21 protein-coding genes and 1 pseudogene are annotated in these 26540 nt (G+C 73.2%); 6 read left to right on the forward strand and 16 right to left on the reverse strand.

Annotated features, from left to right (window positions below; translation table 11 throughout):
- Positions 1-613: 613 nt before the first annotated feature.
- Positions 614-1058 (forward strand): annotated as a pseudogene (locus tag AAT21_RS40150) (helix-turn-helix domain-containing protein); the annotation flags it as partial.
- Positions 1059-1828: 770 nt separating this feature from the next.
- Here the strand turns inward: AAT21_RS40150 and AAT21_RS27095 are convergent.
- The gene (locus tag AAT21_RS27095) at positions 1829-2227 is read right to left on the reverse strand and encodes a RidA family protein (protein ID WP_046779559.1); all 399 of its coding nucleotides are present in this window, start codon (positions 2225-2227) and stop codon (positions 1829-1831) included.
- Complete coding sequence (locus tag AAT21_RS27100; RefSeq protein ID WP_046779560.1) at positions 2224-3414, reverse strand: acyl-CoA dehydrogenase family protein; 1191 nt, start codon at positions 3412-3414, stop codon at positions 2224-2226. The genes AAT21_RS27095 and AAT21_RS27100 overlap by 4 nt, the downstream gene beginning before the upstream one ends.
- 148 nt (positions 3415-3562) lie before the next feature.
- Between AAT21_RS27100 and AAT21_RS27105 the strand changes: the two genes are divergently transcribed.
- Positions 3563-5233 carry an AMP-binding protein gene (locus AAT21_RS27105; RefSeq protein ID WP_046779561.1) on the forward strand — a complete coding sequence of 557 codons (1671 nt, stop codon included), beginning with the start codon at positions 3563-3565 and terminating at the stop codon, positions 5231-5233.
- A 4-nt stretch (positions 5234-5237) separates the two neighbouring features.
- Positions 5238-6038, forward strand: a complete 801-nt coding sequence (locus tag AAT21_RS27110) for a PaaX family transcriptional regulator (protein ID WP_046779562.1) — start codon at positions 5238-5240, stop codon at positions 6036-6038.
- 745 nt (positions 6039-6783) lie between these two features.
- On the opposite strand, the gene AAT21_RS27115 is transcribed toward AAT21_RS27110, so the two are convergent.
- Complete coding sequence (locus AAT21_RS27115) at positions 6784-9039, reverse strand: bifunctional salicylyl-CoA 5-hydroxylase/oxidoreductase (protein ID WP_046779563.1); 2256 nt, start codon at positions 9037-9039, stop codon at positions 6784-6786.
- Between the two features lie 4 nt (positions 9040-9043).
- Positions 9044-9871, reverse strand: coding sequence for an enoyl-CoA hydratase family protein (locus tag AAT21_RS27120; protein ID WP_046779564.1), 828 nt, complete (start codon positions 9869-9871; stop codon positions 9044-9046).
- 280 nt (positions 9872-10151) lie between these two features.
- Between AAT21_RS27120 and AAT21_RS27125 the strand changes: the two genes are divergently transcribed.
- Entirely contained in the window at positions 10152-10595 is a 444-nt protein-coding gene (locus AAT21_RS27125; protein ID WP_046779565.1) for an ATP-binding protein, read from the forward strand.
- Positions 10596-10631: 36 nt separating this feature from the next.
- Here AAT21_RS27125 and argF read toward each other — a convergent pair whose 3' ends face one another.
- The 11 genes from argF to AAT21_RS27180 all read right to left on the reverse strand — a co-directional run bounded on the left by argF (position 10632) and on the right by AAT21_RS27180 (position 23090).
- Positions 10632-11651, reverse strand: a complete 1020-nt coding sequence (argF, locus tag AAT21_RS27130; RefSeq protein WP_046779566.1) for an ornithine carbamoyltransferase — start codon at positions 11649-11651, stop codon at positions 10632-10634.
- Between the two features lie 114 nt (positions 11652-11765).
- Positions 11766-12992, reverse strand: a complete 1227-nt coding sequence (locus AAT21_RS27135) for an arginine deiminase (RefSeq protein ID WP_046779703.1) — start codon at positions 12990-12992, stop codon at positions 11766-11768.
- Between the two features lie 46 nt (positions 12993-13038).
- Positions 13039-13506, reverse strand: a complete 468-nt coding sequence (locus AAT21_RS27140) for a hypothetical protein (RefSeq protein WP_235439232.1) — start codon at positions 13504-13506, stop codon at positions 13039-13041.
- Positions 13507-13758: 252 nt separating this feature from the next.
- Entirely contained in the window at positions 13759-16317 is a 2559-nt protein-coding gene (locus AAT21_RS27145) for a polynucleotide kinase-phosphatase (protein WP_046779568.1), read from the reverse strand.
- A complete protein-coding gene (locus tag AAT21_RS27150) occupies positions 16314-17855 on the reverse strand; it encodes a 3' terminal RNA ribose 2'-O-methyltransferase Hen1 (RefSeq protein ID WP_046779704.1) in 1542 nt (513 codons plus the stop codon). Before AAT21_RS27150 ends, AAT21_RS27145 begins: the two co-directional genes overlap by 4 nt.
- A gap of 224 nt (positions 17856-18079) precedes the next feature.
- Entirely contained in the window at positions 18080-18994 is a 915-nt protein-coding gene (gene mmuM, locus AAT21_RS27155; RefSeq protein ID WP_046779569.1) for a homocysteine S-methyltransferase, read from the reverse strand.
- A 15-nt stretch (positions 18995-19009) separates the two neighbouring features.
- Positions 19010-19933, reverse strand: coding sequence for an LLM class F420-dependent oxidoreductase (locus tag AAT21_RS27160; protein WP_046779570.1), 924 nt, complete (start codon positions 19931-19933; stop codon positions 19010-19012).
- A 209-nt stretch (positions 19934-20142) separates the two neighbouring features.
- Positions 20143-20628: a DUF6099 family protein gene (locus tag AAT21_RS27165; protein ID WP_046779571.1), complete on the reverse strand. Its 486-nt coding sequence runs from the start codon at positions 20626-20628 to the stop codon at positions 20143-20145.
- Between the two features lie 122 nt (positions 20629-20750).
- Positions 20751-21083: a nucleotide pyrophosphohydrolase gene (locus tag AAT21_RS27170; RefSeq protein ID WP_412180347.1), complete on the reverse strand. Its 333-nt coding sequence runs from the start codon at positions 21081-21083 to the stop codon at positions 20751-20753.
- A 128-nt stretch (positions 21084-21211) separates the two neighbouring features.
- Positions 21212-22627 (reverse strand): AAA family ATPase, encoded by a 1416-nt coding sequence (locus AAT21_RS27175; protein ID WP_235439233.1) that lies wholly within the window; start codon positions 22625-22627, stop codon positions 21212-21214.
- A gap of 67 nt (positions 22628-22694) precedes the next feature.
- The gene (locus tag AAT21_RS27180; RefSeq protein ID WP_030651331.1) at positions 22695-23090 is read right to left on the reverse strand and encodes a cell division protein SepF; all 396 of its coding nucleotides are present in this window, start codon (positions 23088-23090) and stop codon (positions 22695-22697) included.
- 157 nt (positions 23091-23247) lie between these two features.
- Between AAT21_RS27180 and AAT21_RS27185 the strand changes: the two genes are divergently transcribed.
- The gene (locus tag AAT21_RS27185; protein WP_046779573.1) at positions 23248-23979 is read left to right on the forward strand and encodes a DUF2470 domain-containing protein; all 732 of its coding nucleotides are present in this window, start codon (positions 23248-23250) and stop codon (positions 23977-23979) included.
- Positions 23980-24021: 42 nt separating this feature from the next.
- Entirely contained in the window at positions 24022-24942 is a 921-nt protein-coding gene (locus tag AAT21_RS27190; protein WP_046779574.1) for an NADP-dependent oxidoreductase, read from the forward strand.
- Positions 24943-25111: 169 nt separating this feature from the next.
- Here the strand turns inward: AAT21_RS27190 and AAT21_RS27195 are convergent, their stop codons facing one another.
- Positions 25112-26455, reverse strand: a complete 1344-nt coding sequence (locus tag AAT21_RS27195; RefSeq protein WP_046779575.1) for an LLM class flavin-dependent oxidoreductase — start codon at positions 26453-26455, stop codon at positions 25112-25114.
- Positions 26456-26540 lie beyond the last annotated feature (85 nt).

Raw genomic sequence — 26540 nt, forward strand, 5'->3', positions numbered from 1 at the left:
CCTCCTAAAACAAGCCCAGCACCGCGCGACACTCCTGGCAAACCCACAGATCCGGGAAGACTGGATCGGCCTGTCCGAAGCGGTGCGTACAACCCACTCCCTTGAGGCGACGGCCGAACGACTCTGCCCACGGACCCGACACAGCGGTGACACGAAAGATGTTGCAAAACAGGTCAGTTGGAGGATCCCGAGTGCCCGGCAAGGTGTCGTCGAGCGGAGGCCTACGCTTCAAGATTGGGGCGTAGGTGATGGGTTTGAGTTCGCCGGGTTCCGCGAGGACCCTCCCTGACCACGCACTGGGCTGATCTCTCATGGCGTGCGGGTTCCGGCCGACGTACGCCGTGTGGGCGTTAGAGGCACAGGTGGCAGGGGCATCGGACCAGTGCCCTTCTACGCGCTCTGCGTGTAGATCCGCTCGGACGCCGCAAACCTGCTGTCGAGGATCCGGAGCGCCGCCTACCCCTTGCTGTCCATAAGTCGTCGCAATACCCATGCGGTTCACCGCACCCCTTGGCCAAACCATGCGGGGCGCAGCCGAAGTCGTTGCGTCCGGCGCGCGCGGCGTCCGGTGGTCTGACAGGCATCTGCTACGCGATGTCCTATGTAGGCGGATCTGGTCGAACGCGTCCTGGGCGGCCGTCCGGTCGCTCACGTCGCCGCCGTGATGGGGATATCGCGCCCGACTGCCCACAAGTGGATCCGCCACTGGCGGACACAGGGCAAAGCCGGCTGAACCGGCTGCCCTGGCGCGACCGGCCCTCCAGCGAGCGAGTCCGCAGCCAGGAACGGGTCCGACCAGGTGACCTGGTCCACGTCGACGTCAAGAAGTTCTGCAGCATCCCCAACGGCGGAAGCTCGCTCGTGGTCGGCTGACCGGCCGACAACCGCAGGCCACGACCTACCGGCGCAGGAGCATCACACCGGTGATCGGCTACAGCTACGTCCACTCCGCCATCGACAGCCAATCCCAGCTCGCCCACTACGAAGTCCTGCCCGACGAGCGCAAGGAGGCCGCCGCCGGCTTGTTACAACGGGCGAACGTCTTCTTCGCCGCCCACGCCAAACCGTCGGACGCGTCCTGACCAACAACGGCTCCTGCCACAAGTCCAAGCTGTTCACCCAGACCCGGACCGCGGAGCCCGCCCATCAGCCACGTGGACAACGCTACGGGTCAATACAACTAGGCCGTCTCTACGAAATCTTGCCGGCCAGGGGCGGATCGGACGGGCCAGTGCGCTGCGACAGTGTCCGGCAGAGGCGAGTCGATCGCAGGCCCCTCCGGAACGTCGCCTCGGCGCGTGCGGCCATGTCGCGGCTGTGACCCGGTGGTCGCGCCTCGTCCTGCGGGGACACCCCTCCCCGTCCCCACTCCAACAGTACGAGCCCGGTTCCGGAAGTACCGAAGCCTGGGCGTGGGGTGGGGACACGGCGGAGTGTCCCCGCAGGACGAGCGCGCAACCCAGCCCGCCTGGCCGCGACACCCCGCACGCGCCGAGCCGAGGAGACACTCCGGCAGGGCACCGCACCACACCCCCTGTCCCGCCCCGCGAAAACCCGGCCACCCCGGCGGAAGCCGAACCGCACGGGCCCGGGCCGAGGAGATACTCCGGCAGGGCACAGCGCCACCAGAACCATCCCGCCCGGCGGTAACCCAGCCACCCCCGGCGGGAGCCGAACCGCACGGGGCGGGCCGACGAGACACCCCCGACGGGGCACCGCCCCACACGGCCACTCCCGCCCCGCGGAGCCAGCCAGCCCCCGGCGGGAGCCGAACCGCACGGCCGCGCCGAAGCAGACCCGCACCCCCGGCGGGAGCCAAGAGGCACGGTTATGGGAGGACCGCCACCCCGTCCAGTTCGACCAGCGCCGCCTCGTCCCAGAGGCGGACCGCGCCGATGACGGCCATCGCCGGGTAGTCGCGGCCCGCCAGCCGCCGCCAGATGCGGCCCAGTTCGGCCGCATGGATCCGGTATGCGGCCACGTCGACCGCGTACACCGTCACCCGGGCCAGGTCGGCCGGCGCGCCGCCCGCCGCGGCCAGGGCCGACAGGAGGTTCGCCAGGGCCGTCTCGAACTGCTCCGGCAGGGTCTCCCCCACCACCTTGCCCGCGCCGTCCAGCGCGGTCTGTCCCGCCAGGAACACCATCCGCGAGCCCGTGGCCACCACCGCGTGCGAGAAACCCGTCGCCGGGGACAGCTCCGCCGGGTTGATCCGGTCGAGGCTCATCGGCCCGTCACCTCCCCGACCGGGCCCGGCACCGGCAGCGGCACCGGCACCGACACCGCCGCGCCCAGCGCCCCGTACAGCTCCTTCGCGATGATCGTGCGCTGCACCTCGCTCGCCCCCTCGTAGATCCGCGGCGCCCGCACCTCCCGGTAGAGGTGTTCCAGCAGGTGCCCGCGCCGCAGCGCGACCGCTCCGTGCAGCTGGACCGCATGGTCCACCACGTACTGCGCGGTCTCCGTCGCCAGCAGCTTCGCCATCGCCGCCCGCCGCGGCACGTCGGCCGCGCCCCGGTCGTACGCCCCCGCCGCCGCGTACACCAGCAGCCGGGCCGCCTCCGTGCGGGTGGCCATCTCGGCCACCCGGTGCGCCACCGCCTGGAGGTCGCTCAGCGTTCCGCCGAACGCGGTGCGCCCGGCCGTGTGGGTGAGCGTCGCGTCGAGCGCGGCGCGGGCCATGCCCACCGCGAACGCGCCGACGCTGGGCCGGAAGAGGTTCAGGGTGTCCATGGCGACGCGGAAGCCGCGCCCTGGCTCGCCGAGCAGGTCCTGCGGGCCGACCGGGACCCCGTCGAAGCGGAGCGAGCCGATGGGGTGCGGGGAGAGCATGTCCAGCGGCTCGCCGGTGAGCCCGGCGCGGTCCGCGGGGACCAGGAAGGCCGACACCCCCTTGGCCCCCGGCCCTTCACCCGTCCGGGCGAACACGGTGTAGAAATCCGCCTCGGGTGCGTTGGAGATCCAGCACTTCTCCCCGCTGAGCCGCCAGCCGCCCCCGCCCGCCGGATCGGGGTCCGCGGCCAGTGCCAGCGCCGCCGCGTCCGAGCCCGCCCCCGGCTCGCTCAGTGCGAAGGCGGCCACCGCCCGCCCTGCCCGCACCTGCGGCAGCCATCGCTCCCGCTGCGCCTCGCTCCCCGCCCGCAGGACCGGGTACGCTCCCAGCCCCTGCAGGGCCAGCGCGGTCTCGGCCTCCGTGCACCCGTAGGCGAGGGACTCCCGCAGCAGGCACAGTTCGAGCGCGCCCGACGCGAACACCCGCTCCAGCAGGCCCAGCTCACCCAGGGCCGCCAGCAGCGGCCGGTTGACCCTGCCCGGTTCCCCCTTCTCCGCCAGCGGCCTCAGCCGCTGCGCCGCCAGTGCGCGCAATCGCCCGCACCACTCCTCCTGGTCCGCCCCGAGCGCGAATCCGGTCATCCGAACATCCCCGCATCTATCGCGTCCTGTTGACTGCCGTCACCATCACGATACGCTCCAATGAGTACCTCCCGGCGGTCGCCGGGAGAAACGACCGCACGGCCGGCTCCACCCCACTCCGGACCGCTGCAAGGGGGGCGAACCCGCCTTGGACCTCAAGCCTTCCGCTCACGTCGACACCTTCGCCCGCGACCACCTGCCACCCCCGGACGCCTGGCCGGAACTGCTCTTCGAGCTGCCCGAACTGGCCTATCCGGACCGGCTGAACTGCGGCGCCGAGCTGCTCGACGGAACCATCGCCCGGTTCGGCCCCGAAGGCGCCGGCCGCCCGGCCTTCCGCGACGGCTCCGGCGCGGTGTGGACGTACGGCGGTCTGCGCGACCGCGTGGACCGCCTCGCCCACGTGCTCACCGCCGACCTCGGCGTCCTCCCCGGCAACCGGGTGCTCCTGCGCGGCCCCACCGGCCCCTGGCTCGCCGCCTGCTGGCTCGCCGTCATGAAGGCGGGCGCGGTGGCCGTCACCGTGCTGCCCCAGCAACGCGCGCAGGAACTGGCGACGGTGTGCGAGATGGCCCGCGTGCAGCACGCCCTGTGTCATGCGGACGTGCTGGACGACCTGGTGAAGGCCGAGGTGCCGGGGCTGCGGATCACCCCGTACGGCGGCGGCGCCCCCGACGACCTGCTCCGGCTTGCGCAAAGACACACCGGGCGGCCCTTCGAGGCCGTCCCGACCTCCGCCGACGACGTCGCCCTCATCGCCTTCACCTCCGGGACCACCGGGCGGCCCAAGGGCTGCATGCACTTCCACCGCGACCTGCTCGCCGTCGCCGACACCTTCTCCCGCCACGTGCTGCGGCCCCGGCCCGACGACGTCTTCGCCGGCAGTCCGCCGCTCGGCTTCACCTTCGGCCTGGGCGGACTCGTCGTCTTCCCGCTGCGCGCCGGCGCGTCCGCGCTGCTGCTGGAGGACGCGGTGCCGCGCCGGCTGCTGCCCGCGCTCGCGCAGCACCGGGTGACGGTGCTCTTCACCGCGCCGACCGCCTACCGGACGATGCTGGACGCCCTCGGCCCGTACGACGTGGGCATGTACGACCTGTCCGCGCTGCGCCGCTGCGTCTCGGCCGGGGAGAACCTGCCCGCCGCCACCTGGCAGGCCTGGTACGAGCGCACCGGCCTGCGCATCGTCAACGGCATCGGGGCGACCGAGCTGCTGCACATCTTCATCTCCGCCGCCGACGAGGACATCCGGCCCGGTACCACCGGCCGTGTGGTACCGGGCTGGCAGGCCCGTGTCGTGGACCGGGCCGGCCGGGCGGTCGCCGACGGCGAACCGGGGCTGCTGGCCGTACGCGGCCCGGTGGGCTGCCGCTACCTGGCCGATCCCCGCCAGGCGGAGTACGTGCGGGACGGCTGGAACCTGACCGGCGACACCTACGTACGCGACGGTGAAGGCTACTTCCGCTACGTCGCCCGGGCCGACGACATGATCGTCTCGGCGGGCTACAACATTGCGGGCCCCGAGGTGGAGGAGGCCCTGCTGCGCCACCCGGACGTGATGGAGGTCGCGGTGGTGGGCCGCCCGGACGAACGCCGCGGGCAGATCGTCGTGGCGTACACCGTCTCCCGGGACGGGGTGGTGCTGACGGAGGACGCCCTGCGCACCTTCATGCGGGCGGAACTGGCCCCGCACAAGTGCCCGCGTTCGTTCGTCTTCCTGCCGGCGCTCCCGCGGACGGCCACGGGCAAGCTCCAGCGTTTCCGGCTCCGCGATCACGAAGCGGGGCCCGGCGGGTCCGGCGGGCCCGACGGCCTAGAGTGAAACCGTGGTCGAGCAGCACACTCCGCGATCCCTGATCGTCACGTTCTACGGAGCCTACGGGCGGGCCTTCGAGGGCCCGGTCCCGGTGTCCGCGCTGGTCCGCCTGCTGGGCGCGGCCGGCGTCGACGCGCCGTCGGTCCGCTCGTCGGTGTCCCGGCTGAAGCGGCGCGGCTTCCTGCTGCCGGCGCGCGCGGCGGACGGCTCGGCGGCGTACGAGCTCTCCGGCGAGGCGCGCCGGCTCCTGGACGACGGCGACCGCCGCATCTACGGCAGCCCCGAGCCGTCGGACGAATGGCTGGTGGCGGTGTTCTCCGTGCCGGAGCAGGAGCGGCACAAGAGGCATCTGTTGCGCTCGCGGCTGGCCGGGCTCGGCTTCGGATCGGTGGCGCCGGGTGTGTGGATCGCCCCGGCCCGGCTGGCCGAGGAAACGGCGCACACGCTGGAGCGGCTGCACCTGACGCCGTACGTGGAGCTGTTCCGAGGCGGCCACCTGGGCTTCGCCCCGACCGCCGAGGCGGTGTCCCGGTGGTGGGACCTGGCCGCGCTGGCCAAGCAGCACGAGGAGTTCCTCGACCTGCACGAGCCGGCCCTGCGCGCGCTCCAGTCGGGCCCGCGGCCCACCCCGGAGGAGGCCTACCGCGGCTACCTCCTGGCGCTGGACAGCTGGCGCCGCCTGCCGTACGCCGACCCCGGCCTGCCGCGCGAACTGCTCCCGGCGGACTGGCCGGGCGACCGCGCGGCCGCCGTCTTCACCGAACTCCACACCCGTCTGAGGGACACCGGCGCGGAGTTCGTAGACCTGTAACGGGCCCCCTGCGGGGTTGCTCGGCGGGTGTTTACGGCTTGCCCGGCTGGGCGGTGGTGGTTGGTGGGGCGGTGCGTCGCCCCTGCGGGGTTGCTCGGCGGTGTGTGCGGTTTGGGCGGCTGGGTGGCTGGGCGGTGGTGTGCGGTNTGCGTCGCCCCTGCGGGGTTGCTCGGCGGTGTGTGCGGTTTGGGCGGCTGGGTGGCTGGGCGGTGGTGTGCGGTGGGGCGGTGCCCCGGCGGAGTGTCTCCTCGGCTCGGCGCGTGCGGGTTGGTCGTGTTGAGGCGGGCTGGGTTGCGCGCTCGTCCTGCGGGGACACTCCGCCGTGTCCCCGCCCCTTGCGGTGGTGTCCTGCCCGGACGGCTGCGGCTTTGCCGGAGGGGGAGTGGGGGCGTGCAGGGAGGTCCCCGCAGGACGAGCGCGCAACCGGGGCCGAACGGCAGGACCGCGGCCGTCTGGCGCGAGCCGAGGAGACCTCCCGGAGGGACCCCACGGTCAACCCGTCGCTGCGGCTCCCGTTCCGGTGGACCGCCCCCGGCCCGGCCGCCGGTCGCGATCCCGGCCCCGTGCCTCGGCCCGCCTGGCCCGGCTGTCCTTCGCGATCCCGCCCCGGTGCCTCGGCCCGCCTGGTCCCGCTGCCGGTCGCGATCCCGTGCGGCGCCTCGGCCCGCCCGTCTGGCCGCCGGTCGCGATCCCGGCCCCGTGCCTCGGCCCGTCCTCGCTCAACCATCGGCTGCTTGGAAGAAGGTCAGGCTCGGCCTGTGGGGGGTTTGCGGCTGCCTGCGCGGTAGGGGGTGGGCCAGGGGGCGGCCGGGCCTTCGTAGGACTGGTCGGCGGCTGCGTGCAGGGTCCAGTGGGGGTCGTAGAGGTGGGGGCGGCCGAGGGCGCACAGGTCCGCCCGGCCCGCCAGCAGCAGGGAGTTGACGTCGTCCCAGGAGGAGATGGCGCCGACGGCGATGACGGGGACGCCGAGCGCGCCCCGGATCCGGTCGGCGTACGGGGTCTGGTACGAGCGCCCGTACTCGGGGGCCTCGTCCGCGACGACCTGGCCGGTGGAGACGTCGATGGCGTCGGCTCCGTGGGCGGCGAACGCGGCGGCGATCTCCACCGCCTCCTCGGGCGTGGTGCCGCCGGGCGCCCAGTCGGTGGCCGAGAGGCGGACCGTCATGGGACGGTCCTCGGGCCAGACCGCGCGGACGGCGTCGAAGACCTCCAGCGGGAAGCGCAGGCGGTTCTCCAGGGAGCCGCCGTAGGCGTCGGTGCGGTGGTTGGTCAGCGGCGAGAGGAAGCCGGAGAGCAGGTAGCCGTGGGCGCAGTGCAGTTCGAGCAGGTCGAAGCCGCTGTCGGCGGCGCGGACGGCGGCCGCCGCGAAGTCGGAGCGCAGTGCGGTGAGGTCGGCCGGGTCCAGGGCGCGCGGGAGGGCGGAGACGCCGGGCCGGTAGGGCAGGGCGGAGGCGGCCACCAGCGGCCAGTTGCCTTCGGGGAGCGGGTCGTCCATGCCCTCCCACATCAGCCGGGTCGAGCCCTTGCGGCCGGAGTGGCCGAGCTGGACACCGAGTGCGGTGCCGGGCGCCGAGGTGTGGACGAAGTCGGTGATCCGCCGCCAGGCTTCGGCCTGTTCCTGCGTGTAGAGCCCGGTGCAGCCGGGGGTGATGCGCCCTTCGGGGCTGACGCAGACCATCTCCGTCATGACCAGTGCGGCGCCGCCCAGCGCCCGCGCGCCGAGGTGGACGAGGTGGAAGTCGCCGGGCACGCCGTCCTGGGCCGAGTACATGTCCATGGGTGAGACGACGACCCGGTTGCGCAGGGTGAGGCCGCGCAGGGTGAGCGGGGTGAACATGGGCGGGGTGGTCTCGTCGGGGCAGCCGAAGTCCCGTTCCACGGCGCGGGTGAAGCGTTCGTCGCGCAGCCGCAGGTTGTCGTGCGTGACACGGCGGCTGCGGGTGAGGAGGTTGAAGGCGAACTGCCGGGCGGGCTGGTCGAGGTATCCGGCGAGGTCCTCGAACCAGCGGCTGCTGGCGGCCGCGGCCCGCTGGGTGCTGGCGACCGCCGGACGGCGGGCCGCCTCGTACGCGGTGAGGGCGGCCGGTACGTCCCCGTCGGACGCGTCCAGGGCCTCGGCGAGGGCGAGGGCGTCCTCGACCGCCAGCTTGGTGCCGGAGCCGATGGAGAAGTGGGCGGTGTGCGCGGCGTCGCCGACGAGTGCCACGTTGCCGTGCGACCAGTGCTCGTTGACGACGGTACGGAACTGCGTCCAGGCGGAGCGGTTGCCGTGCAGCGGCCGTCCGCGCAGGGCCTCGCTGAAGATCTTGGCGCAGCGTGCCGCCGACTCCACCTCGTCGCAGAGGTCGAGGCCGGCCGCCCGCCAGACCTCCTCGCGCATCTCGACGATGACGGTGGAGGCGTCCGCGGCGTACGGGTAGGCGTGCAGTTGCATGGCGCCGTGCTCGGTCTCGGCGATCTCGAAGCGGAAGGCCTCGAAGGCGAAGTCGGCGGCGAGCCAGATGTAGCGGCAGCGGCCGGGGGTGAGGGTGGGCCGGTAGTGGGCGGCGTCGGCCTCGCGGATCGCGCTGTGCACGCCGTCGGCCGCGACGACCAGGTCGTGGGAGGCGCGCAGCTCGGTGAGGTCCGGGGCCTCGGTGCGGAAGCGGAGCCGGACTCCGAGGCCGGCGCAGCGCTCGTGCAGGATCTCCAGGAGCCGGCGCCGTCCGATGGCGGCGAAGCCGTGGCCGCCGGAGGAGAGCAGCCGTCCGCGGTGCACGACGTCGACGTCGTCCCAGCGGACGAATTCGGCGCTGAGGGCGGCGTGGACGACGGTGTCGGCGCGTTCGATGCCGCCGAGGGTCTCGTCGGAGAGGACAACGCCGAAGCCGAAGGTGTCGTCCGGGGCGTTGCGTTCCCACACCTCCACGGTGTGGCCGCGGCGGGCCAGCAGCGCGGCGGCGTACAGTCCTCCCGGTCCGCCGCCGACGACGGCGACCCGCAATGCGCTGCCGTGCGGCATGGCGCTACCTGCCCTTCCACTCCGGCGGCCGCTTCGCGGTGAAGGCCGCGTGGAACTCCGCGTAGTCCTGGCCGTTCATGAGCAGAGCCTGGGTGGCCGCGTCGAGCTCGACCGAGGCGGCGAGCGGCATGTCGAGTTCGGCGGTGAGCAGCGCCTTGGTCTGTGCGTGGGCGAGGGAGGGGCCGGCGGCGAGGCGGGCGGCGAGTTCGGCGGCCCGTACGTGGGCCTTGCCCTCCTCGGTGACCTCGCTGAGCAGGCCGATCCGTTCGGCCTCGGGGGCGTGGACGGGCTCGCCGAGCATCAGCAGGCGGGTGGCGTGGCCGAGGCCGACGACGCGGGGCAGCAGGTAGGCGGCGCCCATGTCGCCGCCGGAGAGGCCGACGCGGGTGAAGAGGAAAGCGAAGCGTGCGGTGGCGTCGGCGATGCGGAAGTCGGCGGCGAGCGCGAGGACGGCCCCGGCCCCGGCGGCCACCCCGTGCACGGCGGCGATCACGGGGAAGGGGCATTCGCGGATCGCGCGGACCACCTGGCCGGTCATCCGGTTGAAGTCGAGGAGCTGGGCGGTGTCCATGGCGAGGGTGGCGCCGATGATCTCGTCGACGTCTCCGCCGGAGCAGAAGCCGCGGCCCTCGCCGCCGAGGACGAGGGCGCGCACAGAACGCTCGCGGGACAGTTCGGCGAGCAGATCGCGCAGGTCGGCGTAGGCGCCGAAGGTGAGCGCGTTGATCTTCTCGGGGCGGTCGAAGGTGACGGTGGCGACGCCGTCCTGCCGGGTGATCCGGAGGTGGTGCCACCGTTCGGTCGCTGGTGTGGAACCGGTGAAGGGACTCACACGACCGACGTTATCACCAGATCGTGACTACCGTCAGAGAAACGCTACACACCTGGCCCGAGCGGCCCGTTACGGGGCCGGTGCGCTCCGCGGGATCGAATTTCGACTCCGTATCGTTGAAACACATAGCTCCTGACTGGACTCCCACTGCCCCCACCGCCCCCACTGACCCCCACGGACCACACACCCCGGCGCGAGCCGGCCGGCACGGACCCCATGCGAGAGTCCCCGGCCCGGCCCCCGGCGCGACGCGGCCCCTCACGGAAAGGAGGATCCCGCAGTGCCCGCACACCCCGCCCGGCGGATCACCCTGCCCCACTCGGCGGCCGCAGTACCCCTGGCCCGCGCTCTCGTCCGCACGGCGCTCGCCGATGCCGACGCGCCCGCCGACGGCGACACCGCGGAGCTGCTGACCGCGGAACTGGTCGCCAACGCCGTGCAGCACACCCCGCCCTGCGCCCCGATCGAGCTGGTCGTGGAACTCCTGGCGAACGGCTGCCAGGTCGAGGTCCACGACGGCGACCCGCAGCCGCCCGGCGATCTCTCGGCCCGGCCCGGCGAAGCCCGGCCCGGTGACGCCCGCCCCGACCCCTGGCAGGAGCACGGCCGCGGCCTGCTGCTGGTCCGGACCCTGAGCTCGGCCTGTGGTCACCGCCGCACGCCGCACGGCAAGGCGGTGTGGTTCACCCTGCCAGCGCGGCGGCTCCTTCCGGCCGGCGCCTGACGGCAGCGGCCCGAGGGGCGGCGGCCCTCCGTATGGCTATGCGTCACCCGGGCCGGGCCGGCCGAGCGTGGCGACGAGTACGGCCTTGATGGTGTGCAGCCGGTTCTCGGCCTCGTCGAAGACGATGGAGTGCTCCGACTCGAACACCTCGTCCGTCACTTCCAGCGAGTCGAGCCCGTGCCGCTCGTAAATCTCCCGGGCCACCTTGGTGCCCAGGTCGTGGAAGGCCGGCAGGCAGTGCATGAACTTCACGTCCGGGTTCCCGGTGGCCCGCAGCACGTCCATGGTGACGGCGTACGGGGCCAGGGCCGCGATCCGCTCGTCCCAGACGTCCTTGGGCTCCCCCATGGACACCCAGACGTCGGTCACGACGAAGTCGGCCTGCGCGACCCCCTCGGCGACCTCCTCGGTCAGGGTGATGCGCGCGCCGCTGTCCGCCGCGAGCCGGCGCGCCTCGGCCACCACCCGGTCGGCGGGCCAGTACTCCTTGGGCGCGACGATCCGTACGTCCATGCCCAGCAGGGCACCGGTCACGAGGTACGAGTTGCCCATGTTGAAGCGGGCGTCGCCGAGGTAGGCGAAGGCGATACGGTTCAGCGACTTGGTGCTGTGCTCGGTCATCGTGAGGACGTCGGCAAGCATCTGGGTGGGGTGCCAGTCGTCGGTCAGGCCGTTGAAGACGGGGACACCGGAGTGGGCGGCGAGTTCCTCGACGGCCTCCTGACTGTCGCCCCGGTATTCGATCCCGTCGAACATGCGGCCCAGCACCCGGGCGGTGTCCCGGACCGACTCCTTGTGCCCCATCTGGGAGCCGGCCGGGTCGAGGTAGACGGTGTGGGCGCCCTGGTCGGCGGCGGCGACCTCGAAGGCGCAGCGGGTGCGCGTCGAGGTCTTCTCGAAGATCAGCGCGATGTTCCTGCCCCGGAGCAGGCGCTGCTCGACCCCGGCCCGCTTGGCCGCCTTCAGGTCGGCGGCGAGCTCGATCAGGCCGCGGAACTCGGCGGCCGTGAAGTCCAGCTCCTTGAGAAAACTGCGGCCTTTGAGGTCGGGGGCCATGGGGTCGCTCCAGCGTCACGGTGACAGGGGATGCTGGAAGTCTATACGATCCACCGTATTGATATACAGAGCTGGGGGTGTGACCTGTCCCGCGCCCGCCGCGGACCCGCCTGCTCAGACGGCGTCCCGCTCCACCGGACAGCTCATACAGCGCGGTCCGCCCCGGCCGCGCCCCAGCTCGCTGCCCGGGATCTCGATCACCTCGATGCCCTGCTTGCGCAGGTGCGTGTTGGTGGTCACGTTCCGTTCGTAGGCGACGACCACACCCGGCTCGACGGCGAGCACGTTGCACCCGTCGTCCCACTGCTCGCGCTGCGCCGAGTGCACGTCCTGGGTCGCGGTCAGCACCCGGATCGAGTCGAGCGAGAGCGCCGCCGCGATGGCCCGGTGCATGTGCTCCGCCGGGTGGTCGGTCACCTTCAGCTCGTTGCCCCCGTCGCCCGGCTCGATCGTGTAGGAGGGGAGCATGCCGAGCCCGGCGTACTGAGTGAACGTATCTCCGTCGACCATCGTCATCACCGTGTCCAGGTGCATGAAAGCCCGGTGCTTCGGCATGTCGAGGGCCACGATGGAGGTCGCGGAGCCTGCGGCGAACAGGCCCCGCGCCAGCATCTCCACCGCCTGCGGCGTGGTCCGCTCGCTCATCCCGATCAGCACGGCGCCGTTGCCGATGACGAGGACGTCACCGCCCTCGATCGTCGAGGGGTAGTCCGCCTGGCCCTGCGACCAGTAGTGGAAGGCCCCGGAGGCGGTGAAGAGCGGGTGGTGCCGGTAGATCGCCTCGAAGTGGACGGTCTCGCGCTGCCGGGCCGGCCAGCGCATCGCGTTGATGGACACCCCGTCGTAGATCCAGGCGGAGGTGTCGCGGGTGAAGAGGTGGTTGGGCAGCGGTCCCAGCAGGAAGTCGTCGAGGTCCAGGGCGTGGAAGCGTACGGACACGGGCTCGGCGTGCCGCTCCAGGAACTCGCGCTTGGTCATGCCGCCGACCAGCGCCTGCGCCAGCGCCGCCGAAGTCAGCCCGTCGAAGACGGCCCGCAGGTGGTCGGTGGCGAGCGGCCCGTACTCCTTCTCGTCGAAGACCCGGTCCAGGACGAGGCGCCTGGCCTCCGGGACCTCCATCACCTCGCACAGCAGGTCCCCGAAGAGATGGACCTCCACGCCCCGGTCCCGCAGCACGTCCGCGAAGCCGTCGTGCTCCTGACGCGCCCTGCGCACCCACAGCACGTCGTCGAAGAGGAGCGCGTCCTTGTTGCTCGGTGTGAGCCGCTTCAGCTCCAGGTCGGGCCGGTGGAGGATGACGCGGCGCAGCCGCCCGGTCTCGGAGTCGACGTGGAATCCCATGTCGTACACGTTCGCAGACCGGGCGGCCTTTTGAGGCGGCCTCGGCTCAGCGGGGCAGGCCGACGCCGAGGAGCGCTTCGGGCGCACCCGTGATCTCCGGCGCGAGGAGACCCAGCTTGGGCGTGGTCAGGTTCGGCAGCCCGGAGTTGGACCCGTCAGGCATCGTGAGCGGGGAACCGAGGACCGCGCCCGGGGTGCGGGTGCGGACGGTGGTGGCGGGCGACTCCACGGAGCCTTCGCCGTCCGTCTCCGGGCGGCCCAGCAGGTTCGGCAGCGGGGAGGTGACCAGGGTGTCTCCGAGCTCGGTGGCGATCGGGACCGCCGGGAGCAGCGGCGTGGGAAGCATGTCCCCCTTGTGCATGCGGGGGGCCTCGGGTGCTCCGACGACCGGCAGCGGCACCGCGGTGGCGATCCGCGGCACGGCCAGGCCGGTCGTGGTCTCCACACCTTCGAGCGGGACGCCCACCGGCACCCCGTCGGCCACGGCCGGGGTGGCCACACCGGCCGCTGCCATACAGGTCAAGAGCGCCGCAATGCTTCCGCGCGCGGTCATCTTCATAGGTGACGTTCCGTCCTTCCAGGGTCACGGTCGTTCCGCTGCCCTGGATGAACGATCCCGCCCACGGTTTCCCCGGCGTTCTCCGTGAAAGTTCCCCCATACGACCTAATTCGGGGCCGTACGGGGGCTCCGCCTTTACGCCGCGGCCGTGGCCGCGAGGGGTGTCCGGCCCTCCGCCGGACACCCCCCAGGCCACGGCCGGCGCCGTCACAGCCGCGGGTCGACCGGCTCCGACTCCAGCGCGAGGACCGCGAAGACCGGCTCGTGGACCCGCCACAGCGGCTCCTCGGCCGCCAGCCGGTCCAGCGCCTCCAGGCCCAGCGCGTACTCCCGCAGGGCGAGCGAGCGCTTGTGCCCGAGGAACCGCTCGCGCAGTCGCTCCAGCTGATCCGGACGCGTGTACTCCGGCCCGTAGATGATCCGCAGGTACTCCCGTCCGCGTACCTTGACCCCGGGCTGGACCAGCCGGCCCTTGCCGTCGCGGGCGTAGGCCCGGAGCGGCTTGACGACCATGCCCTCGCCGCCGGCGGCCGTCAGCTCCAGCCACCAGTCGGTGCCGGCCCGTACGGACGCCTCGTCCCCGGTGTCCACCAGGATCCGGGCGGTGCGGCGCAGCAGTCCGGTGCCGCCCGGGGTGCCCGGGTCGTCGGCCTCGACCAGCCGGTCGAGCCAGGCCAGCTGCTCGTCGTGGGGTACGGCGGCCAGCGACCGCCCGGCCGCGGCCAGCAGCTGGAACGGCGCGAACCGTACGCCGTCCAGCCCGTCGGTGGTCCAGCAGTAGCGGCGGTAGGCCTCGGTGAAGGCCGTGGCGTCCGCGGCCCGGGCACGCTGGCGCTCCAGCAGGGCGCGGGTGTCGACGCCGCGGGCGACCGCCGACTCCAGGGCGGCGACGGCACCGGGGAAGACGGTCCGCGACGCGGCGCCCACGGCGGCGTACTGGTTGCGCAGGAGGCCGCCCGACTTCAGGGACCAGGGCAGGAGTTCCCCGTCGAGCAGCAGCCAGTCCGTGCCCAGCTCCTCCCACAGCCCGGCGCCGGTGACCGCGGCGCGCAGCCGGGCCAGGACCTCCTCGGTGACCTCGGGGTCGTGGAAGAAGGGCCGTCCGGTGCGCGTGTACACGGATCCGGTCGGGCCGTCCACGCCGAACCGTGCGCGGGCGGCGTCGGCGTCCTTGCAGAGCAGCACGGTGGCGCGGGAGCCCATGTGCTTCTCCTCGCACACCACGCGGTCGACGCCGTCGTGGCGGTACTGGGCGAAGGCCTCGGCCGGGTGCTCCAGGTAGCCGTCCTCGCGGGAGGTCGCGGTCGGCGCCATGGTCGGCGGCAGGTACGGGACCAGCCGCGGGTCCACGGCGAAGCGGCTCATGACCTCCAGGGCGGCGGCCGCGTTCTCCTCACGGACGCCCACGTTGCCCAGGTGCCGGGTCTCCACGACCCGGCGCCCGTGCACGTCGGCCAGGTCGAGCGGGCGGCCGTCGTGCCCGCCCGGCACCTCGGTGACGAGCGGCTTGACCGGCTCGTACCAGACCTTCTCGGCAGGTACGTCGACCAGTTCGCGCTCGGGCCAGCGCAGGGCGGTCATCCGGCCGCCGAAGACGGCGCCGGTGTCGAGGCAGATGGTGTTGTTGATCCAGGCGGTGTCCGGGACCGGGGTGTGGCCGTAGACGACGACGGCCTTGCCGCGGTAGTCCTCGGCCCACGGGTAGCGCACGGGCAGGCCGAACTCGTCGGTCTCGCCGGTGGTCTCCCCGTACAGGGCGTGCGAGCGGACCCGGCCGGAGGTGCGGCCGTGGTACTTCTCGGGCAGCCCGGCGTGGCAGACCACCAGCTTCCCGCCGTCGAGGACGTAGTGGCTGACGAGGCCGCGGATGAACTCCCGCACCTCCTCGACGAACTCCGGCGGCTCGTGGGAGAGCTGCTCGATCGTCTCGGCGAGGCCGTGGGTCTGCTGGACCTTGGAGCCCTTGAGGTAACGGCCGAGCTTGTTCTCGTGGTTCCCGGGCACGCACAGGGCGTTGCCGGACTTGACCATGCCCATCACGCGGCGCAGGACGCCCGGGCTGTCGGGGCCGCGGTCGACCAGGTCGCCGACGAAGACGGCCGTGCGGCCCTCGGGGTGGACGCCGTCCTCGTAGCCGAGCTTGGTGAGCAGCGTCTCCAGCTCGGAGGAACAGCCGTGGATGTCACCGACGATGTCGAAGGGGCCGGTGAGGTGGGTGAGGTCGTTGAAGCGCTTTTCGAGGACGACCTCGGCGGCCTCTGCCTCCTCGACGGAGCGCAGCACGTGCACCTTGCGGAAGCCCTCGCGCTCCAGGCCGCGCAGGGAGCGGCGCAGGTCGCGGCGGTGCCGCTGGATGACCGCGCGGGGCAGGCCGGCCCGGTCGGGGCGGGCCGCGTTGCGCTCGGCGCAGACCTGCTCGGGCATGTCCAGGACGATGGCGATGGGCAGGACGTCGTGCTCGCGGGCGAGCGCGACGAGCTGGCGGCGGGCCTCGGACTGGACGCTGGTCGCGTCGACGACGGTCAGACGGCCGGCGGCGAGGCGCTTGCCGGCGATGTAGTGCAGGACGTCGAAGGCGTCGCGGCTCGCGCTCTGGTCGTTCTCGTCGTCGCAGACCAGGCCCCGGCAGTAGTCGGAGGAGATGACCTCGGTGGGCTTGAAGTGCTTGCGGGCGAAGGTGGACTTGCCCGATCCGGTGGCGCCGATCAGGACGACGAGGGACAGGTCGGTGACGGGAAGGGTGCGCTTGCTCCCGGTGGTGGTCATGCTGCCTCGCCCTCCTTCGGGGACTCGGTGGTGGTGCCGGTGGTGGCGGCGTCGGCATCGGTGCCGATGGCGGCGCCGGGCGGGGTGCCGGGGCGGGCGTCGTCCTGGGTGAAGACGGCCATCTGGGTCGGCGGCCCGACCTCGGGGTCGTCGTCGCCGACGGGGACGTACGCGACCGTGTAGCCGAAGCGTGCGGCGACCTGGCCGGCCCAGGCGCGGAACTCCTCGCGGGTCCACTCGAAGCGGTGGTCGCCGTGCCGTACGTGTCCGGCCGGCAGGGTCTCCCAGCGGACGTTGTACTCGACGTTCGGGGTGGTGACGAGGACCGTACGGGGGCGGGCCGAGCCGAACACGGCGTACTCCAGCGCGGGCAGCCGCTCGAGGTCCAGGTGCTCGATGACCTCGCTGAGCACGGCCGCGTCGTAGCCGGCCAGCCGCTTGTCGGTGTACGCGAGCGAGCCCTGGAGGAGGGTAACGCGCGAGCGCTGCCGCTCGCCCATCCGCTCCAGCCGCAGCCGCCGGGCGGCGATGGTCAGAGCCCGCACGGAGACGTCCATGCCGACGATCTCGGTGTACGCGGGGTCCCCCAGCAGCGCCTGCACCAACTGGCCCTGTCCGCAGCCGAGGTCCAGCACACGCTGGGCGCCGGCGGCGCGCAGCGCGGTGAGGATCGCCTCGCGCCGCCGCGCGGCGAGCGGTACGGGCCGCTCCTGCGTGTCGCGCGTCTCGTCGACGGCGTTGTCGAGTTCCTCGACCTCGCTGCCGTCGGACTCGGCGAGGCGGACCAGTTCCAGCCGCTCGATGGCGTCCTGGGTCAGCCGCTTGTGGCGGGCCAGGTAGCGGGAGCTGATCAGCGCGTTCTCGGGGTGCGCGGCGAGCCAGCCGTCCCCGGCGCGCAGCAGCTTGTCGACCTCGTCGGGGGCGATCCAGTAGTGCTTGGCGTCGTCGAGGACGGGCAGGAGCACGTAGAGCTGCCGCAGGGCGTCTGCGAGGCGCAGCTCGCCCTCCAGCACGAGGCGTACGTAGCGGGAGTCCCCCCACTCGGGGAACTGTTCGTCGAGCGGTACGGCCTCGGCCTGTACGAGGTCCCAGCCGAGCGGGTCGAAGAGCCGGTGCACCATCGCGGCGCCGCCGCGTGCGGGGAGCACGGGGATCTCGACGCGCAGCGGGCGTGCCCGGTCCGGGAGTTCGGGGCGCAGGACGCAACTCCCCTTCAGCGCGGTGCGGAACACCCCGCTGAGCGCGACGGCGAGCAGCGAGGAGGCGGCGTACGGACGGTCGTTGACGTACTGGGCGAGCGCGGCGTCGGGCGCTCCGCCCCGGCCCTTGCCCTTCCCGCGGCGGACGAGCGCGACGGGGTCGACCTCCAGCAGCAGGGCCGCCGTGCACCGCTCGGCCGTGGCCTCGGGGTAGAACACGTGGGCGGTGCCGTGGGACTGGTTCTCCACGCGTACCCGGTCCGGGTGCTTGTGCAGGAGAAATCCCAGGTCAGTCGCCGGATTGTCGGCGGTCCCGGTGGTGGTGATCGTAAGGAACATACGGTTCAGCATGACTGTCGGGTCGTGTTCGGGCCAACGGATTTCCGACGAGGACACGTACGATCTGCAACCTTCTGGCCAGGCTCGCGCGCTCCGCACCGCGTTCGGCTCTCAGGAGCGCCATGCACTCTCCCCCGCACGCCGAGGGGAAGCATGGCAGGGCGGAGGGGCGCCCGAGGAGCTGGCCGGAACTCGTCGACGAATGACCGGGTGCTGACGCATCGTCATACGGCCGGCCGGCCGTGCTCCCGGGCCAGTTGCGCGATCCGGTCGGGGCCGATGCGGCAGCAGCCGCCGATGAGCCGGGCTCCGGTGCGGTACCAGGCGTCCGTGGGCCAGGGGGGCAGCGAGCCGGGTGCCCGCCAGGTGCCGGTGGCAGGCTCCCAGACGGAGCCGTCGTTGGGGTAGGCCAGCAGGGGCTTGGTGGTGACGGAAGCCGCCGCTTCCAGGGCCGGGAGGACGTCCGCGGGGTCGCAGCAGTTGACACCGACCGCGATGACCTGGGGGGCCTGTGCGGCGCGCGCGAAGGCCCCGGGCAGCGGGTGTCCGGACCGGGTACGGCCGCCGGCCACGGTGTAGCTCAGCCAGGCCGGGGCGTCCGTCTCGGCGAGGACGGTGAGCACCGCCTCGGCCTCGGCCGGATCGGGCAGGGTCTCCACGGCCAGTACGTCGGGGCCCGCGGCGAGCAGGGCCTCGATGCGGGGGCGGTGGAACGCGGCGAGCTCGCGCACGCTCAGGCCGTACCGGCCGCGGTACTCGGAGCCGTCCGCCAGCACCGCTCCGTACGGTCCGACCGAGGCGGCCACCCACACCTCGTGGTCGGCGGCCTCGGCCGCCCGGGCGGCGAGCGCGACGCTGCGGTGCAGCAGGGCGGTGGTCGCGTCGCGGTCGCGGCCGCGGGCGGCGAAGGCCTCGTAGCCGACCTGGTAGGCGGCGGTGATCAGCACCTCGGCGCCGGCCCGCGCGTACGCGGTGTGGGCGGCCTCGACCTGGACCGGCCGCTCGTCGAGCACACGGGCGGTCCAGAGGCCGCCGGTGAGGTCGCAGCCCTGGTCGGCGAGCTGGTTGCTGAGTCCGCCGTCCAGGACGACGCTCCGGTGGGCCAGGGCTTCGGCGAGCGGGCCTGTCGCGCGGGGCATCGCTTCTCCTCTCCGTCAACGGAGCTGGGAGAGCACCTGGGCGGAGATCAGCTCCAGGTGGTCCAGGTCGTCGAGGTCGAGCAGCTGGAGGTAGATGCGGGAGGAGCCGACGGCCCCGTAGGCCCCGATCTTCTCCACGACCTCGGCCGGGGAGCCGGCGAGGCCGTTGGCCCTGAGCTCGTCGACGTCCCGGCCGATGGCTGCGGCCCGGCGGGCCACCTCGGCGTCGTCCTTGCCCACGCACACCACCAGGGCGTTGGAGTAGACGAGGTCGTCGGGCTCCCGGCCGGCCTGTTCGGCGGCCTTCCGGACCCGGCCGAACTGCCGCTCGCTGTCGGCGATCGACGCGAACGGCATGTTGAACTCGTCCGCGTACCGCGCGGCGAGGCGAGGGGTGCGCCTGGCCCCGTGACCGCCGACGAGGACCGGGATCCTGGCCTGGACGGGCTTGGGGAGTGCGGGCGAGTTCTCCACGCGGTAGTGGTCGCCCGCGTAGTCGAAGGTGGCGCCGGGCGCGGTGGCCCACAGACCGGTGACGATGGCCAGCTGTTCCTCCAGCCGGGACATCCGGTCCGCGGGGAAGGGGATCCCGTAGGCCTTGTGCTCGTCCTCGAACCAGCCCGCGCCCAGGCCCAGTTCGATGCGGCCGCCGGACATCTGGTCGACCTGGGCAACCTGGATGGCGAGGACTCCGGGCAGCCGGAAGGTGCCGGCCGTCATCAGGGTGCCGAGGCGGATCCGCCTGGTCTCGCGGGCCAGGCCCGCGAGGGTGATCCAGGCGTCGGTGGGGCCGGGCAGGCCGTCACCCGCTCCCATCCGCAGATAGTGGTCGGACCGGAAGAATGCATCGAAGCCGAGGTCCTCGGTGGCCCTGGCGACGGTCAGGAGGGTGTCGTAGCTCGCCCCCTGCTGGGGCTCGGTGAAAATGCGAAGATCCATGCCTTCCATCCTGCCCCGCCCGGCCCGTGCGGCGGCGGCTTCGCGCCGGTGCGTCCGCCGCCCCCTTCCCCCGGGAATGGGGCCGCGGACCGCACCGCCGGGAGCGAGCGCCCGTCCCGCCGGTCCGCCTGACCGTGCGGGTCCCGTCGCACATGACGGGACCCGGCCCGTACCGCTCTCCGCGCCGCCCGTACCGGGCCGTGCCCGGCTCAGGCCACGCCCGAGGCGGACCCCCGCTCACGCACCGTCATACGGCGCAGGAGTGCCCGTACCCGGTCGCTCGACTCGTCAGCCGCGTCGATCGACTCTATGCACTGCCAGTACAGGGTCTCGTCGTCCGTGCCGCAGGCCACCCCGACCAGGGCTATGCCCACCTCTCCCAGGAGTGCCTGGAGTCCCAGCAGTGCCTGCCGGAGATCCGCCACCCCGCTCAGCTGTGCGGCTCGCGGCGGGTACTCGGGCGCGCTGCCCTCGCCGCGCAGGGCCGCCCGGTCCAGTACCCCGCATCCTCTGCCTCCCGCTTCCCCCAGTCCCCGCGCCTCCGATCTCAGCTCCGGCGGCCCGGTGACCGCCAGCCAGCTCCCTATCCCCTGCGCGAGCGCCTGGGCCTGCCAGGCCTCGCCCACGATTCCCCACGCAGCCCCGCTCTGTGCCAGCGCGTGCCGGCCGGCCGCGATGAGCCGTACCGCATCCATATGCCGTCCCCCGTCCGCACGACATCCGCCATCCTCACCACTACCCAGAGTGAGGGTAACCGGCCATTAAAGCCAGGGGTATTCGGAAAATGTGGACAGAAACGTGATTGTGGAGGAGTCCATCACTCCGAAGAGTGACGATTCGGTGTCGGACCACCCGGCACAGGGAAGCGCAGTTCATTCCGCTCGATCTTCGCGGCGAGCGCATCCAGCACATCCACCCCGAGAACCTCGCAGAACTGCAGGAGATACGCGAGCACGTCGGCGACCTCATCGGCCACGCGGTGGGCGGATTCCGGTTTCTCCATGACCTTCGCCGACTGTTCCGGCGTCAGCCACTGGAAGATCTCCACCAGTTCGGCCGCCTCCACGCTCAGTGCCACGGCCAGGTTCTTGGGGGTGTGGTACGGCTCCCAGCCGCGCGCCGCCGCGAACTGCGCGAGCCTGCGCTGCAGCACGTCCAGCCGTTCCTCGGGCCGCTCGCCGGGCTGCTCGTACGGCCGTTCGTCGGGCCGTTCGTCGGGCCGTTCGTCGGGCCGTTCGTCGGACCGCCGCTTGTACGGCCGGGGCTCCTGCGTCTCGTTCATACCGGCAGGTCTACCACCGAAACGCCGTCCAGACGGCGGGCGGCGGCCGCGGTCCCCTCCCCCACGGCCGCCACCAGCCGGACGTGGCCGCGGCCGCAGGACAGCAGCGCCAGCCGCAGCAGCTCGGCGGCCTGGTTCCGGTCCAGTCCGCGGTCGAGGCCGTCGGCCAGCACGGTCAGCGCCTGCCGCGCGGAGAGCAGTTCGGCGGCCGGGTCCATGTCCAACACCCCCGGCCCGGTGAGCAGGACCAGCGCCACCGCGAGGAAGCGGAGCTCGCCCGAGCCGAGCCGGGCCAGTTCCGTGGCGGGGCGGCCGGGTCCGCGGTCCAGGACCGCGGTGACGGCGCCGCCCGCGGCGGCGCGTACGTCCAGCCCGGCGACGGGCCCCCCGCAGCCGGTCCGCGCGGCCTCGGCCAGCAGCGCGTGGCGGGTCCCGCATTCGTGGCGGGTCCGGCGCAGGACGTCGGCGAGGTTGGCGCAGTCGCCCAGCAGCCGGCCCTCGCCCGGCGGGACGGGCGCGCGCATCCGGTCCGGGCGGGGATCGCAGGCGAACACCGAGCGCAGGGCCACGACCGCCTGCTCGGCGGCGGCGAGCACCTGCCGCTGGCCGGCCGTGGATCCGGCGACCCGCAGCGGGAGCAGCGCGGTGCCGAGCCGGTCGTCGGGCAGCGGGGCCCGGGTGACGCCGACGGCGCCACCGGTCAGCCAGGAGGCCTGCACCGAGCGCCGGCCCGGGTCGCGCAGGGCGGTGGCGAACAGGATCTGCCCGTCCTGGGAGAGCCGTTCGCCGACGATCCGCAGGGCCGGCTCGGCCTGGACGGCGAGTTCGAGCCGGACGGGTCCGGCGGGGCCGTCGACCGTACAGCCGAGCCGGAAGCCGCGCCGCCGCTGGGCGTCGGGGAGGGCGCAGTCGGGGATGCGGGCGCCGGGGTCGGGGAAGACCGTTTCGAGGGTGGCGCCCGAGCCCAGCCCGGCCAGCGCCTCGTAGGCGGCCAGGACCTGGGACTTGCCGCTGCCGCTCGGTCCCGCGAAGAGGGTGACCGGCCCCAGCGGGAAGGCCGCGGACCGGTGCCGCCCGAAGGCGGACAGCCGTAACTCGGCGATCACGGGCCGCGCGTACGGCTGCCGCTGCGCGGGCTCGACGGGCCGGCCGGCGCCACGCCGGGCCGCCTGCGCCGGCACGACGGGATCCGCGCCCGCACCGGAGGCCGCGGGAGGTGCGGGAGGTACGGACGGGCCCGGGACGCCGGCCGCAGCCGTGGCGGTGGGAGCGTCGGGCGCTGCCGGGCCGGCGGTGGGAGGGGCGTGCCGGGCCGGCGGCGGTGGTGGGACTGTGGAGGGCTCGCCGGACGGTCCGGCCTCGGGGGAATCGGTTCGGGTGTCGTCGCCCGGCGCGACGGCGGTGGCGTCCATGCGCCGGACGGTACGGGCCGCCGGGCCCCCCGCGGCCCCGGCGAACCGTTCCTTCGTACGGACCTTCCTACGATCGGGGGACGGCCGCGGCCGCGATCCCCTCGACCTCGGTCCCGACGGGCGCCAGCAGGAAGACGTTCCGGTCCACCCGGTGCATTCCGCTGCCCAGCCCGAAGACCACCCCGCTGCTGAAGTCCAGGATCCGCTTGGCCACTTCGCTGTCCGCACCGGTGAGGTCGAGCAGTACCGGGATCTGCGCGATCAGGTACTCGGCCACCTCCCGCGCGTCCGCGAAGATCTGGACTCTGATCACCACGAAGCGCCGCTGCTCCGCCGCCGTCGCCCCGGGCGACTTGGGAATCGTGCGGTGGTCCACCCGGGAGGGCCATTCGTTGCGACTGCGCAGGGGTACCACCTGCGCGAGCCCCTCCCACTGTTCGTCGGTGACGTCGTACCTGCTCACCGGGCCGCCTCGGCCGCGTGCTTCATGTGCATCCCCCCATCCTCTCGTGTTTCACCCGTTCAGCCCAACAACGACACGAGCGGTGCCGGGTACTCTCGGGAACCAGGATGGGTTAGGTTAGGCATACCTAACCCACACGGAGGATGGAGAGATCCGCATGCGCCTGTTCGGTGACCCCGCGCCCTCGGCCGCCCTGCCCACCGCCGCCGAGCGGATCCGGTCGGTCCTGGCCGCCGCCCACTCCATGACGGTGGTCACCGACGGCCTGCGCTCCGAAGTCCGCCACCTCGACGGCGGCGACCCCATGGGCCGGCTGCACCTGCACCCCGCCGAGCCCGGCGGCCACGCGGAGCACCGGCCCGCGATCCGGCTGGAGTTCACCGACGTCGCGCCCACCCCCGTACGGGACCGGGTGCGCGCCCGCGTCACCGTGCTGGGCCGGCTGCTCACCCCCTACTCCGACCTGTCCGCCGGGTCCGGGGCCGGCTCCGGGGCCGAGTCCACCTGCATGGAGTTCGAGCGCGCCGAGCTCGAGACCGCCGAGGGCATCGCGTACGTCGGACTGGAGGAGCTGGACGAGGCCGCCCCCGACCCGCTCGCCTCGTACGAGGCGGGCATGCTCACGCACCTCCTCGACGAACACCACGATCTCGTCACACTGCTGCTGCGCCTGGTCCAGCCGCAGCCCACGGCCGCGGTCGTGCGCGCCCTGCCGCTCGCCATGGACCGCTACGGGATCACCCTGCGCCTGGAGGAGCGGCGCGGCCACCACGACGTACGGCTGGCCTTCCCCTCGGCCCTCGACGACGTCGAGCAGTCGGGAGCGCAGATCCAGGCGCTCTTCAGCGCCGCACGCAGGCGCTCCCACCGCAACACGCTGCCGGCCTGACGGTCCCGGAATAGCCGCAGCACAGCCCGCGTTGGGGCGATCATGAAGGCCATCACATACAACGCATACGGAACTCCCGCCTCCCTCGAGCTCGTTGACGCCCCGCAGCCCAAGGTGGGGCCTGCTGAGGTGCTCGTCCGCGTCAAGGCCGCCGGGGTCAATCCGGTGGACTGGAAGCTCGCCGCCGGTTACCTCGATCCGGTCCTCGAGGTCCGCCACCCGGTCATACCCGGCTGGGACGTGGCCGGTGTCGTCGAGGCGGTCGGCCCGGACACCTCAGACTTCGCCGTGGGCGACGAGGTGTACGGCTACGTCCGCAAGGAGTGGGTGGAGCTGGGCACCTATGCCGAGCTGGTCGCCGCCCCCGTCCGCACGCTCGCCCGCAAGCCGCGCGGGCTGACCTTCGAACAGGCCGCGGGTGTCCCGCTGGCCGGCCTCACCGCGTACCAGTCGCTGACCCGCGTCGGTGTCCGGGCCGGCGAGACCGTCCTCATCCACTCCGCGGCCGGTGGTACGGGCTCCTTCGGCGTGCAGATCGCGGTCGCCCTCGGCCTGCGGGTCATCGGCACCGCCGGCGCCCACAACCACGACTACCTGCGCTCGCTCGGCGCGGAGGCCGTGCTGTACGGGGAAGGGCTGGCGGACCGGGTCCGCGAGCTGGCGCCCGGGGGCGTGGACGCCGCTCTGGACTTCTACGGCGACGACGTCATCGAAACGCTCCAGTCACTGGTCGGACAGCGCGACCGGGTGGTGTCGATCGCCGACCAGGAGGCCGCGGCGAAGGGCGCCCACCAGCTGTGGGTGCGCCCGGACGCCGCCGACCTGGCCTTCCTGGCGGAGCTGGCGGACGCGGGGAAGCTCACGGTGAACGTGGAACACGCACTGCCGCTGGCGGAGGCGGCCAAGGCCTGGGAACTGAGTGCGGCGGGCCGCACGCGCGGCAAGATCGTCCTGACGGTCTGACGTGATCGCCCCGGCGAGCGGGCGGTAGGCGGCCCGGTCCGGCGGCCCGGCGGAACGGCCCGGCGGAACGGCCCGGCGGAACGGCCCGCACCCGGGCGGGTGCAGGGCGCGTGCGGGCGGGCTGCCGGGCGGAGCACCTCGGCCGCGACGGGCACCCGCCCGCTCCCGGTCAGGCGGAGACCGGCCGGGCGGCGGCCGTGTGGCGGTTGGCCGGGCGGGGCAGGCCGTAGTGCTCGCGCAGGGTGCGACCGGTGTACTCGGTGCGGAAGAGTCCGCGGCGCTGGAGGATCGGCACGACCTGGTCGACGAAGTCGGTCAGGCCGGTCGGCAGCACGGGCGCCATGATGTTGAAGCCGTCGGCGGCGCCCTGGGTGAACCAGTGCTCCAGCTGGTCGGCGATCTGCTCGGGCGTGCCGGCGAAGACCCGGTGGCCGCGGCCGGCGCCGAGGCGGGCGATCAGCTCGCGCAGGGTGAGGCCGTCGCGGCGGGCGAGTTCGGCGACGAGCGTGAAACGGCTCTTGTTGCCGTTGATGTCCCGCTCCTCCGGCAGGTCGGGCAGCGGGCCGTCGAGGGGCAGGCCGGTGAGGTCCACGCCCAGCATCCCGGAGAGCTGGGCGAGACCGTACTCCGGCACCTGGAGGTCGGTGAGCTCCTGTTCCAGGGCCTTCGCCTCGGCCTCGGTGGAGCCGATGACGGGGGCGATGCCGGGCAGCACGAGCAGGTCGCCCTCGGCGCGGCCGTACCGGGAGAGGCGGGACTTGAGGTCCTTGTAGAAGGTCTGGCCGTCGGCGAGGGTCTGCTGCGCGGTGAAGACGGCCTCGGCGTACTGCGCGGCGAACTCCTTCCCGGACTCGGAGGAGCCCGCCTGCACGAGCAGCGGGTATCCCTGCGGGGAGCGGGGCACGTTGAGCGGCCCGGCGACGCCGAAGTACTCGCCGCGGTGCGCGGCCGGGTGCAGCTTGTCGGTGTCGGCGTAGATGCCGGCCTCCTTGTCGAGGACGATCGCGTCGTCCTCCCAGCTGTCCCAGAGCTTGGTGGCGACGTCGAGGAACTCACGGGCCCGGTCGTAGCGCAGGCCGTGCTCCAGGTGCTCGTCCCGGTTGAAGTTGCGCGCCTCGTCGAGGGTGCCGGAGGTGACGATGTTCCAGCCGGCCCGGCCGCCGCTGATGTGGTCGAGGGAGGCGAACTTGCGGGCGAGGTTGAAGGGTTCGTTGAAGGTGGTGGAGACGGTGGCGATGAGGCCGATGTGCTCGGTGACGGCGGCGATGGCGGAGAGCAGGGTGAGCGGCTCGAATCCGCCGAGGGCGTTGTAGCGGGCCTTGCCCCAGAGGGCGAGCCCGTCCGCGAAGAAGATCGAGTCGAGCCGGCCGCGTTCGGCGGTGCGGGCCAGTTCCTGGAAGTACGTCAGGTCGGTGACGCGTTCGGGCGCGCCGGCGGGGTGGCGCCAGGCGGCGTCGTGGTGCCCGGCGTTCATGAGGAAGGCGTTGAGGTGCAGGGTCCGGGGAGCGGTCATGGCAGGTCCTCGTGGTTCTGGTCGTGGCGTGGCGTGGCGTGGGGCGGGGAGGCGTGTCCTCGGCAGGGGCGGCAGGGGCGGGTGG

It is taken from the genome of Streptomyces yangpuensis (assembly GCF_001005295.1).
GTDB classification, from domain to species: domain Bacteria; phylum Actinomycetota; class Actinomycetes; order Streptomycetales; family Streptomycetaceae; genus Streptomyces; species Streptomyces yangpuensis.